The organism is Thermotoga sp. Cell2 (genome assembly GCF_000789375.1).
In the GTDB taxonomy this organism is placed as follows: domain Bacteria; phylum Thermotogota; class Thermotogae; order Thermotogales; family Thermotogaceae; genus Thermotoga; species Thermotoga petrophila.
Genome location: NZ_CP003409.1, coordinates 333,528 through 348,510, shown reverse-complemented (window position 1 = coordinate 348,510; position 14,983 = coordinate 333,528). Strand labels below are relative to the sequence as shown.

Sequence of the window (14,983 nt, the reverse complement as noted above, 5' to 3'; positions counted from 1 at the left end):
CATGGAGAATCCCACCATTGAACAGCTGGTGAAGAGGTATGTGGAGATCAAAGATCTCATGAAAGAACTCAGGGCAGAGAAGAAAGAGATCGAGGAAGTTTTGAGGGAATACGCTCAGAGAACGGGGATAAAAGAGTTCAAGGTGGATGGAAAGAAGGTCTTTTTTGAAGAAAAACTCAGCCTGAAAGTAAAATGAGCCCGCTGGAAGCGGGCTTCATTGTTTCATTTTCTCTTCTTGTTCTCTCACCAAATCTTCGAGAGTCACACCGCTTAAAATCTTCTCTATTTCGTTCTCTACCCTTTTCCACAGGGCCCTGATAACGCAGTCCAGCTCGTCCGGACAGCCAGGCATGTCGAAGAAAACCTTCGACTTCCTGTCCAGAAGAAACACGATCTCAGAAACCTTTATTTCTTTTGGCGGACGCGACAGCATGTATCCACCGCTTTTCCCTCTTCTTGTTTTCACCAGCCCGGCTTTTTTCAGGGTGTACAGGATTTTTTCTGCGAATTCCCTTGGAACTGACTGTTTCGCTTTCTCCAGTATTTCTGTCATCGAAAGGTAGTTTCCGTACTCTTTTGCCATCACGATCATGAGCCTGAGCGCGTATTCACTACGCATCGTGAACATCTCAATCCCTCCACACGAAGACTCTGGACACGATCTTTCTGTTTTGGAGCGCCTCTCTTATGCTATCCAGGTATATATCGATTTTTCTTCCCATGATAACTCCGCCGATGTCTTCCACAACGAAGACTCCACCACTGGGGGTGTCTCTGAGCTCTGGTATGTAGAGAACAGAACCCAGGGGGAAGATGGTGGTGTCCGCGGCCGCTGTCTTCCAATCTTCAGGGATTTTTGCCGGATTTTGTGAGTCTGAAGGCGGGGTGTTCCGGTAATTTTCCATCTTCCCACTCCGTGTAGAAACTGATTTCGAACTCACCCATATTGGAGAAGAAAAGGAGCATGGGGTCCTTGGGCTCTCCTTCCACGTACAGTTCAAAGACGACGTTCTTTCCACCGTATCCTATGGTGTCACCCGCACTCACCCAGTCACCAGCGTTCACCGAAACCACAGCGAGATTTCTGTACACCGTTTCCACATCGTTTCCGTGATATACGACGACGGTTCCACTGCTTACACTCTTCACTCGCCCCGGAAGTGCGGCTTTTACCTTCTGTCCATCGCTTTCCACTTCGACTCCCGTGGAAAAAGTTCCGTCGGTTTTCAGACCAAAGCCGGAGACGATCACCTTCGGATCGGGTTTTTCTCCAACTGGAAAACTCGCCGAAAGATTCGTGACGGGAACCTTTATGATTCTTCCTGCTATGAGCTTCCTCGGGTCGTCTATGCCGTTCAGCTTCATGATTTTTTCCACACCGTCGGGTCCAAGGTTGAACGCGTTGCTGATCTTCGCGAGGGTGTCGCCCCGCTCCACTCTTACAAACACGTATCCTTCCTCTATTCCGAGGATCCTTGCGATCTCATAGCTCCTCACGAGTCTTCTGAACTCGTCGAGGTATTTTTTCAACTGCTGTGAGTAACTCTCAACATCTATGTTCGCGTAGCTGGAAGGCATCTGGTCTTTCAGATTCTGAACGATCTGTTCCAGCGCCTTCTGGTTGGTTTCGAGATAGGAGAGCTTTTTCTCGATATCAGATATCCTGCTTTCCAGCTCATCGTTTGAAACGTTCACCACCTTCGTTTCCGCTTCGCTCTGTGAAAGAACGCGTAAGGCCACTTTGGAGAGAAGTTTTTCAGTACTTTCCAGCCTTTCTTCTATTCGATCCACCACCGAAACGTTCTTTTCCAGAGTGGAAACCCTCTCTTCGAGATCGAGAAGGATGTGTTTCAGATCTTCTGAGACTTCCGGGGAACTTCCGAGTGAAACAATACTCACTTTTCTCTCCAATTCTGAGATTTTCGATTTCATGTCTTCTATCTCGGAGAAGATGGAGGCGGCTTTTTCCACTGCAGGAAGTTTCATGGAGATGGAGTAGTAACTGTTCTCGAGATCGCTCATTTTGCTGGAGAACTCTTCCTGCAGGGAAGATAGATCCTCTTTGAGATATCTTACATCTCTTTTCAGCGCTTCCAGCTCTTCCTGAGAACTTTCCTGTGCCTTCATCTTGTTTTCCAAGTCCAGCATCTTCTTTTCGATGGAGTCTATCTGAGTGTTCAGCTGTCTTATCTGGTTTTCTAAATTGTTCAATTTTTCCTCCAGTTCGGGAGATACGCATGCTGCGAGAAATATCAGTATCAGAGAAAACATTAAGATCTTCTTAATTCCTGCCATCTTTCCCTCCCCACCTTCGCGTAAAGGGATTTGCCGTCGTACTTTCTCAGGAGGAGTTCGTACCACCTCGCGGCTTCTTTCCTGTTGCCCAGGATTTGATTCAAAACACCCAGATAGAAGAGTATCATGGGTTCGTCCGATTCTTGGTAATAGTCGTACTTGTAGTGGCTTTCGAATTCCTTCAAAGCTCTTTCGAGATAGCGCTTTTCTTCTTCTGACTTTCCCAGCTCTCTGAACAGCCAGGCGATCTTCAGATAAGAGATCGCTACTTTTTTTCTCTGGTTCAAAACAGAGTACACCATTCCACTCAAAGCGTAGCGCTTGATCGCTTCCACGTGGTTCTCCACGTTTTTCAATTCGACCTTTTTCTTGGCCTCTTCGAGCAGTTTTTTCAGCTTTCTTTCCGTCTCTTCTCCTTTTATGGTGATGGTCTCGAAATCTTTGTCGAACGCAGAAAAGTAACAGTTCGGACAGGTCACCACTTCGTAAAACATCGGGTTCACATCTTCAAAAACAGGTTTCAAGTCGATATCTCTGGCTTTGATCTTTATGGAGTCGAAAAAGACCATCTTCTTTTTGAACTTCGTTCCACAGAAAGGGCAGGTGAATTCTTTTTCCCAGAACTTGCTCATTCTGAAAGCAATACCTCCACAAAGGCCTCAGGATCGAAAGGCCTCAGGTCTTCTGCCTTTTCTCCGACACCGATGAACTTTATGGGAATTCCCAGTTCCCGGGCAATGGCCAGAGTTATTCCGCCTTTCGCGGTTCCGTCGAGCTTTGTGAGAATTATACCGGTGACATTCACTGCTTCTTTGAATATTTTTGCCTGAACAAGTCCGTTTTGGCCGGTGGTGGCGTCTATCACGAGGAGCGTTTCGTGCGGAGCGTCGGGGATCTTCTTTTTGACAACTCTGTGAACCTTCCGCAATTCCTCCATGAGATTCTTCTTCGTGTGAAGTCTTCCGGCGGTGTCTATTATGACCACATCTTTGTTTCTGGCGAGAGCGTGAGCCACCGCGTCAAAGGCAACGGCGGCCGGATCTGCTCCTTCCGAGTGGGATATCACCGTGGCACCGACACGTTCTCCCCATATCTTCAGCTGTTCTATGGCGGCCGCTCTGAAAGTATCCGCCGCAGCGAGCACCACACTCTTTCCTTCATCCACGAACATCTTTGCGAGCTTTCCGCAAGAGGTGGTCTTTCCCGTTCCGTTGACACCAACAACCGTGATCACAAACGGAGGTTCAGGAGGAACGTTCAGCTTCGTATCGAAGTTCAGAATTTCCAGAATGATTTCCTTGAGAGACTCGAGAGCGTCTCCGTCCTTCTCTTTCAATCTCTCCAGAATGTATTCCGTTGTCTCGACTCCCACGTCCGCTTGAATGAGAAGTTCTTCCAGCTCCTCGCGGGTTTCATCGTCCAGCTTTTTTCCTTTGAGGAGCTTCACCACTCGTCCAAAAAACGTTTCTTTCGTCTTCTGGAGTCCCTTTTTCAAAAAATCGAAGAGTCCCATCCTTTCTACCTCCTGGTTTCCCGACTAATATTAAGCATACCACACGTTTTTGAACCAGTCCTTCGGGGTGTTTGTCTAAGAAACCGGAAACCTTTCGAAGGGAGGGGTAAAAGATGAAGAAATTCTTTCTGACCATCGCTGTGGTACTGATGCTCACCAGCGTCTTTCCATACGTCAATCCCGACTACGAAAGCCCCATCGTTAACGTGGTCGAAGCGTGTGCACCGGCCGTTGTGAAGATAGATGTTGTGAAGACGGTGAAGACTTCCTTCTTCGATCCTTATTTTGAGCAGTTCTTCAAAAAGTGGTTCGGTGAACTTCCACCCGGTTTCGAAAGGCAGGTTGCCAGCCTCGGATCGGGCTTCATCTTCGACCCAGAAGGTTACATACTCACAAACTACCACGTGGTCGGTGGAGCGGACAACATCACTGTGACCATGCTCGACGGAAGCAAATACGACGCGGAGTACATAGGAGGAGATGAAGAGCTCGACATCGCGGTCATAAAGATCAAAGCCAGCGATAAGAAATTCCCCTATCTGGAATTCGGTGATTCTGACAAGGTAAAGATCGGCGAATGGGCGATAGCCATAGGGAACCCCCTCGGCTTCCAGCACACGGTGACTGTGGGAGTGGTCAGCGCTACCAACAGGAGGATTCCAAAGCCAGATGGAAGTGGTTACTACGTGGGACTCATCCAGACCGACGCGGCGATCAACCCGGGAAACAGCGGAGGACCCCTTCTGAACATACACGGTGAAGTGATAGGCATAAATACGGCCATCGTCAACCCTCAGGAAGCTGTGAACCTCGGTTTTGCCATCCCGATCAACACGGTGAAGAAGTTCCTCGACACCATACTCACCCAAAAGAAGGTTGAGAAGGCTTACCTCGGTGTGACGGTCATGAACCTCACCGAAGAAACGGCGAAAGCTCTGGGGCTTGAATCTACGAGTGGTGCTCTGATAACGAGTGTTCAGAAAGGATCTCCCGCTGAAAAAGCCGGGCTCAAAGAAGGGGACGTGATCCTCAAGGTTGACGATCAGGATGTGAGAAGTCACGAAGAGTTGGTTTCCATCATACACACTTACAAACCGGGAGACACTGCCGTTCTCACTATAGAGAGAAAGGGAAAGATCATGAAAGTTCAGGTGACGTTCGGTTCCTCATCTGAAGAAGAGAAAACAACGACTGGTGAGGAAAAAATCGATGCCCTTGGTATCACAGTGTCGAACATCACGCCGGCCGACAGGGAGACTTATTCGATCCCGGAAGAGATAAACGGGGTCATAGTGAAGGAGAGCACCGGGAAGTTCGGTCTACAGAAGGGAGACGTAATCACCACAGTGTACGTGAACGGTAAAAGGTATGACATAAACTCTGTAGAGGATCTCAAGAAAGTTACATCCATTGTTAAAAATGGTGACTACATCGCCCTTTACATTTACAGGAATGGAGCGAAAGTCTTCGTGAGCTTCATCTATCAGAGATAGAGAACCTCCCCTCAATGTTAATACAGCCCCCTTTGGTGATCTTTCCCCCTCCGGTGGAGGGGGATTTTTTGATATCATTGAGACGAGGTGATATCGATGATTCCGTTATCAAGGCCCGATATAAACGAGCAGGACATCGAAAGGGTAGTGGAAGTTTTAAAAAGCGGAAGGCTCAGTCTCGGTGAATACACGAAGCGTTTTGGAGAGATGGTGGCCGAATACACGGGTGCCAGATTCGGCTGGGCGGTGAGCAGTGGAACAGCTGCGCTCCATCTCATCCTGGAGAGTCTCGATATCGACGAGGGAGATCTGATCCTTGTGCCTTCCTTCACCTTCATCGCTTCTGTTAACGTAATCCTCATGAAAAGGGCAGTCCCTGTTTTTGTGGATGTGGATGAGAGAACTCTGAACGTTTCTCCAGAAACACTGGAGGAGGCGGTGAAAAGGTGCCTCAAAGGATTCAAACAGGGAAACGTTGAGATAAAAGGAAAACCCCGTCTCTTCATGGCCGTTGATGTTTTTGGGCATCCCCTCGACTGGGACGGGATTCTCGACGTCTGTCAGAGGTACGGCATCGCGGTGGTGGAAGACTCCTGTGAGGCTCTTGGATCCGAGTACAAAGGAAGAAAGGTGGGCACCTTTGGAGTGGCCGGCGCTTTCGCGTTTTACCCGAACAAACAGATCACCACAGGAGAGGGTGGTGTTGTTGTGACGAACGATGAAAAGATACACACCGTTGTAAAGAGCATGAGCAACCAGGGAAGAGGTGAGGGGAACGAATGGCTCCACCATGTGCGTTTCGGTTACAACTACAGAATCGACGAGATGTCGGCTGCGCTTGGATGTTCTCAAATGGAAAGAATCGATGAGATCGTAGAAAAACGCGCAGGAGCGGCGGAGAGATATTCAAAGATGTTGAAGGAGTTTTCCTGGGTAAAGGTGCCCGTTGTGGAAGATTACGTCACTAAGATGAGCTGGTTCGTCTACGTCGTGAGGCTGGAAGATCCTGATAGAAACCGTGTGATGAGGTACATGGAAGAAAAGGGAATCCAGGTTAGAAACTACTTTTATCCCGTCCACTTTCAACCCTTCTACGAAAAACTCTTCGGCAGCATGAAAGGACTGCTTCCCGTGACGGAGAGGGAATCTGAGAAAACGCTCGCCATACCGTTCTTTACGAGCATCACAGAAAGTGAACAGAAGACGGTGGTGGAGGTCCTTAGAGAGGCGGTGGAGAGGGTTGGTTAGCCTTCTTCTCAGTGTTCTCTCCGGCTTTCTCACCGCTCTTTCGATGCCGGGATTTCTCTCCGGAGCTTTGATCTGGTTTTCTCTGATTCCACTTCTGTACGCGGTGGAAGGCAAGGGAGTGTGGAAAAGGGGGTTTCTTTCTTTCGTTTACTTTTTCACTCACGTACTGATATCTTTCTTCTGGGTACTTCCAACTCTGACGGAGAACGTGCCCCTTGTCTTTGGAAGATACCCTTCCTGGCTTGGAATCGTGGTGTTTGTGCTGATGGGAATCATTGAAGCTGTTCCATTTTTTGGGTTTGGATTTCTCTCGTACTTTGCACCGCGATCGATCGTTCTGAAGACTCTTTACCTTGCCTCCGTCTATACCATCTTCGAGTATCTCCGCGGTGTGGGAGAACTCGGATTCACCGGAGGAAGGATCTCAGAAGCGCTTTACAGCCACACCGGATTGATACAGATCGTTTCCATCACGGGGACTCTGGGCCTCGTTTTTTTGATAGTTTCCCTGAACGTCCTCTTCCATGAGTTCTTGAAGAGAAGAAAGGGTCTTCTCATATTTCCTGTGATCTTCTTCGTCTATCTGTTGAACTCTTCTGTTGTACACCTTCTTCCCGTTCCTGAACGTGGTTCTTTCGAGGTGGTCGCGCTTCAACCAAATGTTCCCACTTCTCTGAAATATTCTGTGTCAAGTGGAGAGATGCTTGAGCTTCTCGAGTCGATGACGAAGGATTTCCACGGAAGCATCGTGATCACTCCCGAGGCGTTCTTTCTGGAGGATGTGCGTTATTCTCAGAAGCTGAGAGAGCTCTCGGAGGAGAACACCTTCGTGATAGGATTTCCCGCGGACAACCAGAACAGTGTTTTTGTTCTGGAAGATGGAAGATTCAGAAAGGTCTATTCCAAGGTGAAGCTTTTTCCCTTTGTGGAAAAACTGCCGTACCCGAGGGTCTTTGGGGTTTTCAGTTTCCTGAAAGGATTGTCCTACTATGAACCTGGACGGGGTTTTTCTGTCTTCAACGTTGGGGAGAGTCCCCCGCTCTCTGTTCAGATCTGTTTTGAAAGTTACTTTCCGGAGGTATCACGCGCTTTCGTGAAAAACGGAAGCGAAATATTCATCGTTGTGACGAACGATGGGTGGTTTCACTACAAAGCAGCGCTGTTGAATCACTTTGTCCAGGGAGTGTTCAGGGCCGTTGAAACGAGAAGACAGTTCCTTCAGGTGGCGAACACCGGGATCACAGGTCTCGTTGACGAGTACGGTAGAATAGTAGATGCTCTTCCTCTGCGGGTGAGACTGGCAGGAGAGTTTCACATCAAACCGAGAAAAGGCGAAACGTTCTACGTCAGATACGGAGACTGGTTCTTTTACCTCTCTGTGATTCTGGCGGTAGTCAGTGTTTTCATTTCCAGAATGCGAGGTGAAAGGAATGAAGGTATCAGAGTTCGATTATGAACTTCCATCAGAACTCATAGCGCAGGAACCTGTGGAACCACGGGACGCTTCCCGACTCATGGTGCTCCACAGAAAGACGCAGAGAATAGAACACCGCATATTCCGGGAGATAATAGAGTATCTTGAACCCGGCGATCTGCTCGTTCTGAACGTGTCGAAGGTGATACCAGCCCGCCTCTACGCGAGGAAAAAAACGGGTGCCAGCATCGAAATTCTTTTGATAGAGCGTTTGGAGGAAGGTATCTGGAAGTGCCTTGTGAGACCGGGTCAGAAGGTGAAAAAAGGAACGGAACTTGTAATCGATGAGGATCTGTCCGCCGTCTGCCTCGGTCGGGGTGAAGATGGAACGAGGATTCTGAAGTTTCAGCCTCAGGACGATAGATTGATCTTCGAGAAGGGCAGAACACCTCTTCCGCCGTACATAAAAAACGAAGTTCCGCTCGAGAGGTATCAAACCGTGTACGCGAAAGAAGAAGGCTCCGTCGCTGCACCGACCGCGGGGCTTCACTTCACACCAGAACTCATAGAGAAGTTGAAGAAAAAGGGAGTTCAATTCGCTGAAGTTGTTCTGCACGTGGGAATAGGGACTTTCAGGCCCGTGAAGGTTGAGGAAGTGGAAAAACACAAGATGCATGAGGAATTCTACCAGGTTACAAAAGAGACGATCAAAAAACTCAGAGAGACAAGGGAAAGGGGAAACAGAATTGTAGCGGTTGGAACAACAACGGTGAGAACCTTGGAGACAATCGCCAGACTTCCCGAGCAGGAAGAATACGTGGGAAAAACCGACCTCTTCATATATCCACCCTTCGAGTTCAAACTCGTTGATGCTTTGATTACCAACTTTCACCTTCCTCGTTCCACTCTTCTTATGCTGGTTGCAGCGTTCGCGGGGAAGGATTTCGTCATGGAGGCCTATAGAGAAGCCGTGAAAAGAAGATACAGATTCTTCTCTTTCGGTGATGCGATGCTGATTCTGTAACGGTTTGGAAAAAACACCCTTCTCTTAAACACAAAGTATAGAAAACGAAAATATGTGAACAGTATAATGGAGGTTGGGTTCCTTGAGGATCCTTGGGGTAGATCCCGGCTACGGAATTGTAGGAATAGGCATCATTGAAGTGTCCGGAAACAGGATCTCTCACGTTTTCCACGGAACGATAGAGACTCCCAAAGATCTTCCAGCAGAGAAGAGGTTGAAGCGAATCTACGAAGAGTTTTTGAAAGTTCTTGAACGTTTCTCTCCAGACGAGTGTGCCATGGAAAAGCTGTTCTTTGTGAAAAACGTTACCACTGCCATAGGTGTGGGGGAGGCACGTGGTGTACTTCTTCTCGCTCTCGCGGAAAAAAACATACCTGTCTTTGAATACGCACCGAACGAAGTGAAGGTTTCGCTGTCGGGGTATGGAAGGGCAAGCAAGAAACAGATTCAGGAGAACATAAAGCGTTTTCTGAACCTTTCGGAGATTCCCAGGCCCGACGATGCGGCAGACGCACTCGCCATAGCTTGGTGCCACGCCCTTCAGAGCAGAGCAAGGAGGGTAACACATGGAGAAAATTGAAAATCTGAAATGGAAAGATGTAACATTCGAGAGTATAGAGATAGATCCCGACGCGGGTGTGGTTCTCGTTTCCGTGGAAAAATTCTCCGAAGAGATAGAAGACCTTGTGCGTTTACTGGAGAAGAAGACGCGGTTTCGAGTCATCGTGAACGGCGCTCAAAAAAGTAACGGGGATCTAAAGGGAAAGATACTTTCTCTTCTCAACGGTAACGTCCCCTACATAAAGGATGTTGTTTTCGAAGGAAACAGACTGATTCTGAAAGTGCTTGGAGATTTCGCACGGGACAGGATCGCCTCGAAACTCAGAAGCACGAAAAAACAGCTCGATGAATTACTGCCTCCCGGAACGGAGATCATGTTTGAGGTCGTGGAGCCTCCGGAAGATCTTTTGAAAAAGGAAGTACCACAACCAGAAAAGAGAGAAGAACCGAAGGGTGAAGAATTGAAGATCGAGGATGAAAACCACATCTTTGGACAGAAACCCAGAAAGATCGTCTTCACCCCCTCAAAAATCTTTGAGTACAACAAAAAGACATCGGTGAAGGGCAAGGTCTTCAAAATAGAGAAGATCGAGGGGAAAAAAACGGTCCTTCTGATTTACCTAACGGACGGAGAGGATTCTCTGATCTGCAAGGTCTTCAACGACGTTGAAAAGGTCGAAGGAAAGATATCGTTGGGAGACGTCATCGTTGCCACAGGAGACCTCCTTCTCGAAAACGGAGAGCCCACCCTTTACGTGAAGGGAATCACAAAACTTCCCGAAGCGAAAAGGATGGACAACTCTCCAGTCAAGAGGGTGGAGCTCCACGCCCACACTAAGTTCAGCGATCAAGACGCGATAACGGATGTGAACGAATATGTGAAACGAGCCAAGGAATGGGGCTTCCCCGCGGTAGCTCTCACGGATCATGGGAACGTTCAGGCCATACCTTACTTCTACGACGCAGCGAAAGAAGCTGGAATAAAGCCCATCTTCGGTATCGAAGCGTACTTAGTGAGCGACGTGGAGCCCGTAATAAGGAACCTCTCCTACGATTCATCGTTCGAAAATGCCACATTCGTCGTCCTCGACTTCGAGACAACGGGCCTCGACCCTCAGGTGGACGAGATCATCGAGATAGGAGCGGTGAAGATACAGGACGGCCAGATAGTGGACGAGTACCACACTCTCATAAAGCCTTCCAGGGAGATCTCAAGAAGAAGTTCGGAGATCACCGGAATCACTCAAGAGATGCTGGAAAACAAGAGAAGCATCGAGGAAGTTCTACCGGAATTCCTCGGTTTTCTGGAGAATTCCATCATCGTTGCCCACAACGCCAACTTCGACTACAGATTTCTGAGGCTGTGGATCAAAAAAGTGATGGGGTTGGACTGGGAAAGACCCTACATAGATACGCTCGCCCTCGCAAAGTCCCTTCTAAAAATGAGAACCTACTCTCTGGATTCCGTTGTGGAAAAGCTCGGATTGGGTCCGTTCCGTCACCACAGGGCCCTGGATGACGCGAGGGTCACCGCTCAGGTTTTCCTCAGGTTCGTTGAGATGATGAAGAAGATCGGGATCACGAAGCTTTCAGAAATTGAGAATTTGAAGGATACGATAGACTACACCGCGTTGAAACCCTTCCACTGTACGATCCTCGTTCAGAACAAAAAGGGATTGAAAAACCTCTACAAACTGGTTTCTGATTCCTATATAAAGTACTTCTACGGTGTTCCGAGGATCCTCAAAAGTGCGCTCATCGAAAACAGAGAAGGACTGCTTGTGGGAAGCGCGTGTATCTCCGGTGAGCTCGGACGTGCCGCCCTCGAAGGGGCGAGTGATTCAGAACTCGAGGAGATCGCAAAGTTCTACGACTACATAGAAGTCATGCCGCTCGACGTTATAGCCGAAGACGAAGAGGACTTAGACAGAGAAAGGCTGAAAGAAGTGTACCGAAGACTCTACAGAATAGCGAAAAAGCTGAACAAATTCGTTGTCATGACCGGTGATGTTCATTTCCTCGATCCCGAAGATGCCAGGGGCAGAGCTGCACTTCTGGCACCTCAGGGAAACAGAAACTTCGAGAATCAGCCCGCACTCTACCTCAGAACGACCGAAGAAATGCTCGAAAAGGCGATGGAGATATTCGAAGATGAAGAGATCGCGAGGGAAGTCGTGATAGAGAATCCCAACAGAATAGCCGATATGATCGAGGAAGTGCAGCCGCTCGAGAAGAAGCTCCACCCGCCGATCATAGAGAACGCCGATGAAATAGTGAGAAGCCTCACCATGAAGAGGGCGTACGAGATCTACGGTGATCCACTTCCCGAAATCGTTCAGAAGCGAGTGGAAAGGGAACTGAACGCCATCATAAATCATGGATACGCCGTTCTCTATCTCATCGCTCAGGAGCTCGTTCAGAAATCTATGAGCGATGGTTACGTGGTTGGATCCAGAGGATCCGTTGGATCTTCACTTGTGGCCAATCTCCTCGGGATAACCGAGGTGAATCCTCTGCCACCGCACTACAGGTGTCCGGAGTGCAAATACTTCGAGGTTGTCGAAGACGACAGATACGGAGCGGGTTACGACCTTCCCGATAAAAAATGCCCAGTGTGCGGTGTCCCTCTCAAAAAAGACGGTCACGACATACCGTTTGAAACGTTCATGGGGTTTGAAGGTGACAAGGTCCCCGACATCGATCTTAACTTCTCAGGAGAGTATCAGGAACGTGCTCATCGCTTCGTGGAAGAACTCTTCGGTAAAGACCACGTCTACAGGGCGGGAACCATAAACACCATCGCGGAAAAAAGCGCGGTGGGTTACGTGAGAAGCTACGAAGAGAAAACCGGAAAGAAGCTCAGAAAGGCGGAGATGGAAAGACTCGTTTCCATGATCACGGGAGTGAAGAGAACAACGGGCCAGCACCCAGGAGGACTCATGATCATACCGAAAGACAAAGAAGTCTACGATTTCACTCCCATACAGTATCCAGCCAACGATAGAAACGCGGGAGTGTTCACCACACACTTCGCGTACGAAACGATCCACGATGACCTGGTGAAGATAGATGCGCTCGGTCACGATGATCCTACTTTCATCAAGATGCTCAAGGATCTCACCGGAATCGATCCCATGACGATTCCCATGGATGACCCCGAGACGCTCGCCATATTCAGTTCTGTGAAGCCCCTTGGTGTGGATCCCGTTGAGCTGGAGAGCGACGTGGGAACTTACGGAATCCCGGAGTTTGGAACCGAGTTTGTGAGGGGAATGCTTGTTGAGACGAGACCGAAGAGTTTCGCCGAGCTTGTGAGGATCTCAGGACTGTCACACGGTACGGACGTCTGGTTGAACAACGCGCGCGACTGGATAAACCTCGGCTACGCCAAGCTCTCCGATGTTATTTCGTGTAGGGACGACATCATGAACTTCCTCATACACAAGGGAATGGAACCTTCTCTTGCTTTCAAGATCATGGAAAACGTCAGGAAAGGGAAGGGTATAACAGAAGAAATGGAGAGTGAAATGAGAAAGTTGAAGGTTCCAGAGTGGTTCATCGAATCATGCAAGAGGATCAAATATCTCTTTCCGAAGGCTCACGCTGTGGCTTATGTGAGTATGGCCTTCAGAATCGCTTACTTCAAGGTTCACTATCCTCTTCAGTTTTACGCGGCGTACTTCACGATAAAAGGTGATCAGTTTGATCCGGTTCTCGTCCTTAAAGGAAAGGAAGCCATAAAGAGGCGCTTGAGAGAACTCAAAGCGATGACCGGTAAAGATGTTCAGAAGAAAAACGAAGAGAGCGTTCTGGAAGTCGTTCTGGAAATGATACTGAGAGGTTTTTCCTTCCTACCGCCCGACATCTTCAAATCCGACGCGAAGAAATTTCTCATAGAAGGAAACTCGCTGAGAATTCCGTTCAACAAGCTTCCGGGACTGGGTGACAGCGTGGCCGAATCGATAATCAAAGCCAGGGAAGAAAAGCCGTTCACTTCGGTGGAAGATCTCATGAAGAGGACCAAGGTCAACAAAAATCACATAGAGTTGATGAGAAGCCTGGGTGTTCTCGGAAGCCTTCCAGAGACGGAACAGTTCACACTTTTCTAATCCAGAAGAAGCGCCATAACGAACACATCCTCGAAGGAGCCGTCGTCCCTTCTGACGGCCTTTCTCTTTACTCCCTCGAGTTCGAAGCCAAGTTTCCTGTAGAGACTTATGGCCCTTTCGTTCGACTTCAGAACTTCGAGCTGGATCCTTATAAAATCGTTCCTGCGTGCCCATTCTATGGCGCTTGTGATCATCTTGGTTCCGATTCCAATGCCCCAGTACCGCTTCTTCACGCTTATACCTATTTCTCCCACGTGCCTCGTCCTCTTTCTTCCGAACCCCGTGAAGGTCAGCAGAGAAACGATTTCTCTGTTGATCTCGCCCACTATCATGAGCTTTCCAGGGTTGTTTCTGTACATTCTTATGTAGTTCCTTTCCGTGGAAACGTCGTAAACCTCGTCTGGACGGGTGATCAGAAAATCCGTTTCCGATGTTACTTCTTTCATGTACTCCACGATTCTTTTCGCGTCCCAGATGCTGGCTTCTCTTATCAGGAGCAGAGAACCGTCTTTCAGGAGTTCCTTTCGTGGAAACATTCACTTTTCCTCCAGTTCGAGTGCCCTTCTGTAAGAAGAGATCAGAGATTCTATAACACCGCTTCTCACAGCAAACCTTTCCATTGTGATGAGCCCTTCTACGGTCGTTCCGGCTGGAGAACTCACCCTGTGTTTCCACAGAGCCGGGTGTTCGCCCGTCTCTATTAAAAGCTCCGCTGAGCCTTTGAAAAGTCTGTAAACGAGTTCTTTCGCTGTGTCGAGCGGAATGCCCATCTTCAGCGCGGCGTCGAGGAACGCCTCCACCACGACGAAGATGAAAGCGGGGCCACTTCCGGTGAGGGCAGTGACGGCTGAGAAGAGCTTTTCCTCTATTTCAACGACGAAACCGAGTTTCTCAAGGAGTGATTTGACGAGTTCTCTTTCTTCAAGGCTCATATCAGCGCTGAAGGCGGTGGCGAGCACCCCTTCTCCCACTCTCACAGCAACGTTCGGCATAATCCTTGCCACCTTGTGAATACCGTACTTTCTTATCTCTTCGATTTTCAAGCCGGCAACTATCGAGAGCAGGATTCCGTCGAAACCTTTCAATGCGCTAAGCACGATGGGAGCGTCCTGAGGTTTGACTGCGAGGACTATCAGATCTGCCTCACGAACTTTTTCCAGATCGGCAATTTCGTATGGAGGAGCATTGAATCGAGAGAGTTTTTCACTGTCCTTTTCAACAAGGAGAATCCTTTCGGCCTCCTTCGAAAATTTCTCTGCGAAGATCGAACCCATGTTACCAACACCGACGATACCGATTGTCATGATCTTCCCTCCCGGTCTTTTT

The 14,983-nt window shown here is 48.7% G+C and carries 14 protein-coding genes; 7 read left to right on the top strand and 7 right to left on the bottom strand.

Annotated elements, in window-relative coordinates; genetic code table 11:
- The first annotated feature begins 1 nt into the window (after window position 1).
- Entirely contained in the window at window positions 2-196 is a 195-nt protein-coding gene (locus tag CELL2_RS01845; protein ID WP_004081301.1) for a hypothetical protein, read from the top strand.
- An 18-nt stretch (window positions 197-214) separates the two neighbouring features.
- On the opposite strand, the gene CELL2_RS01840 is transcribed toward CELL2_RS01845, so the two are convergent.
- The 5 genes from CELL2_RS01840 to ftsY are packed head-to-tail and all read right to left on the bottom strand — an operon-like array spanning window position 215 to window position 3,808.
- Window positions 215-628, bottom strand: coding sequence for an RrF2 family transcriptional regulator (locus tag CELL2_RS01840; protein WP_004081299.1), 414 nt, complete (start codon window positions 626-628; stop codon window positions 215-217).
- Between the two features lies 1 nt (window position 629).
- A complete protein-coding gene (locus CELL2_RS09465; RefSeq protein ID WP_241208680.1) occupies window positions 630-905 on the bottom strand; it encodes a 3D domain-containing protein in 276 nt (91 codons plus the stop codon).
- A complete protein-coding gene (locus CELL2_RS01835) occupies window positions 847-2,295 on the bottom strand; it encodes a peptidoglycan DD-metalloendopeptidase family protein (protein ID WP_241208679.1) in 1,449 nt (482 codons plus the stop codon). The genes CELL2_RS09465 and CELL2_RS01835 overlap by 59 nt, the downstream gene beginning before the upstream one ends.
- Complete coding sequence (locus CELL2_RS01830) at window positions 2,271-2,927, bottom strand: DUF2225 domain-containing protein (RefSeq protein WP_011943013.1); 657 nt, start codon at window positions 2,925-2,927, stop codon at window positions 2,271-2,273. The genes CELL2_RS01835 and CELL2_RS01830 overlap by 25 nt, the downstream gene beginning before the upstream one ends.
- Window positions 2,924-3,808: a signal recognition particle-docking protein FtsY gene (gene ftsY, locus CELL2_RS01825; protein ID WP_038033718.1), complete on the bottom strand. Its 885-nt coding sequence runs from the start codon at window positions 3,806-3,808 to the stop codon at window positions 2,924-2,926. Before ftsY ends, CELL2_RS01830 begins: the two co-directional genes overlap by 4 nt.
- Before the next feature lie 113 nt (window positions 3,809-3,921).
- Here ftsY and CELL2_RS01820 point away from each other — a divergent pair, with 113 nt between their 5' ends.
- The 6 genes from CELL2_RS01820 (at window position 3,922) to polC (ending at window position 13,657) form a co-directional block, all read left to right on the top strand.
- Window positions 3,922-5,301, top strand: a complete 1,380-nt coding sequence (locus CELL2_RS01820; RefSeq protein WP_038033720.1) for a DegQ family serine endoprotease — start codon at window positions 3,922-3,924, stop codon at window positions 5,299-5,301.
- 96 nt (window positions 5,302-5,397) lie between these two features.
- Window positions 5,398-6,549, top strand: coding sequence for a DegT/DnrJ/EryC1/StrS aminotransferase family protein (locus tag CELL2_RS01815; protein ID WP_011943010.1), 1,152 nt, complete (start codon window positions 5,398-5,400; stop codon window positions 6,547-6,549).
- On the top strand, window positions 6,542-8,005 hold the full coding sequence (lnt, locus tag CELL2_RS01810; RefSeq protein WP_011943009.1) for an apolipoprotein N-acyltransferase: 1,464 nt from the start codon (window positions 6,542-6,544) through the stop codon (window positions 8,003-8,005). The genes CELL2_RS01815 and lnt overlap by 8 nt, the downstream gene beginning before the upstream one ends.
- Window positions 7,980-8,987 (top strand): tRNA preQ1(34) S-adenosylmethionine ribosyltransferase-isomerase QueA, encoded by a 1,008-nt coding sequence (queA, locus tag CELL2_RS01805; RefSeq protein WP_011943008.1) that lies wholly within the window; start codon window positions 7,980-7,982, stop codon window positions 8,985-8,987. The genes lnt and queA overlap by 26 nt, the downstream gene beginning before the upstream one ends.
- 82 nt (window positions 8,988-9,069) lie before the next feature.
- Window positions 9,070-9,567, top strand: a complete 498-nt coding sequence (gene ruvC / locus CELL2_RS01800; RefSeq protein WP_011943007.1) for a crossover junction endodeoxyribonuclease RuvC — start codon at window positions 9,070-9,072, stop codon at window positions 9,565-9,567.
- The gene (gene polC, locus CELL2_RS01795) at window positions 9,554-13,657 is read left to right on the top strand and encodes a DNA polymerase III subunit alpha (RefSeq protein ID WP_038033722.1); all 4,104 of its coding nucleotides are present in this window, start codon (window positions 9,554-9,556) and stop codon (window positions 13,655-13,657) included. The genes ruvC and polC overlap by 14 nt, the downstream gene beginning before the upstream one ends.
- Here the strand turns inward: polC and CELL2_RS01790 are convergent.
- Window positions 13,654-14,193, bottom strand: a complete 540-nt coding sequence (locus CELL2_RS01790; protein WP_038033724.1) for a GNAT family N-acetyltransferase — start codon at window positions 14,191-14,193, stop codon at window positions 13,654-13,656. The two genes, polC and CELL2_RS01790, sit on opposite strands and share 4 nt — an antisense overlap.
- The gene (gene proC / locus CELL2_RS01785; protein WP_038033726.1) at window positions 14,194-14,961 is read right to left on the bottom strand and encodes a pyrroline-5-carboxylate reductase; all 768 of its coding nucleotides are present in this window, start codon (window positions 14,959-14,961) and stop codon (window positions 14,194-14,196) included.
- Window positions 14,962-14,983: the final 22 nt, after the last annotated feature.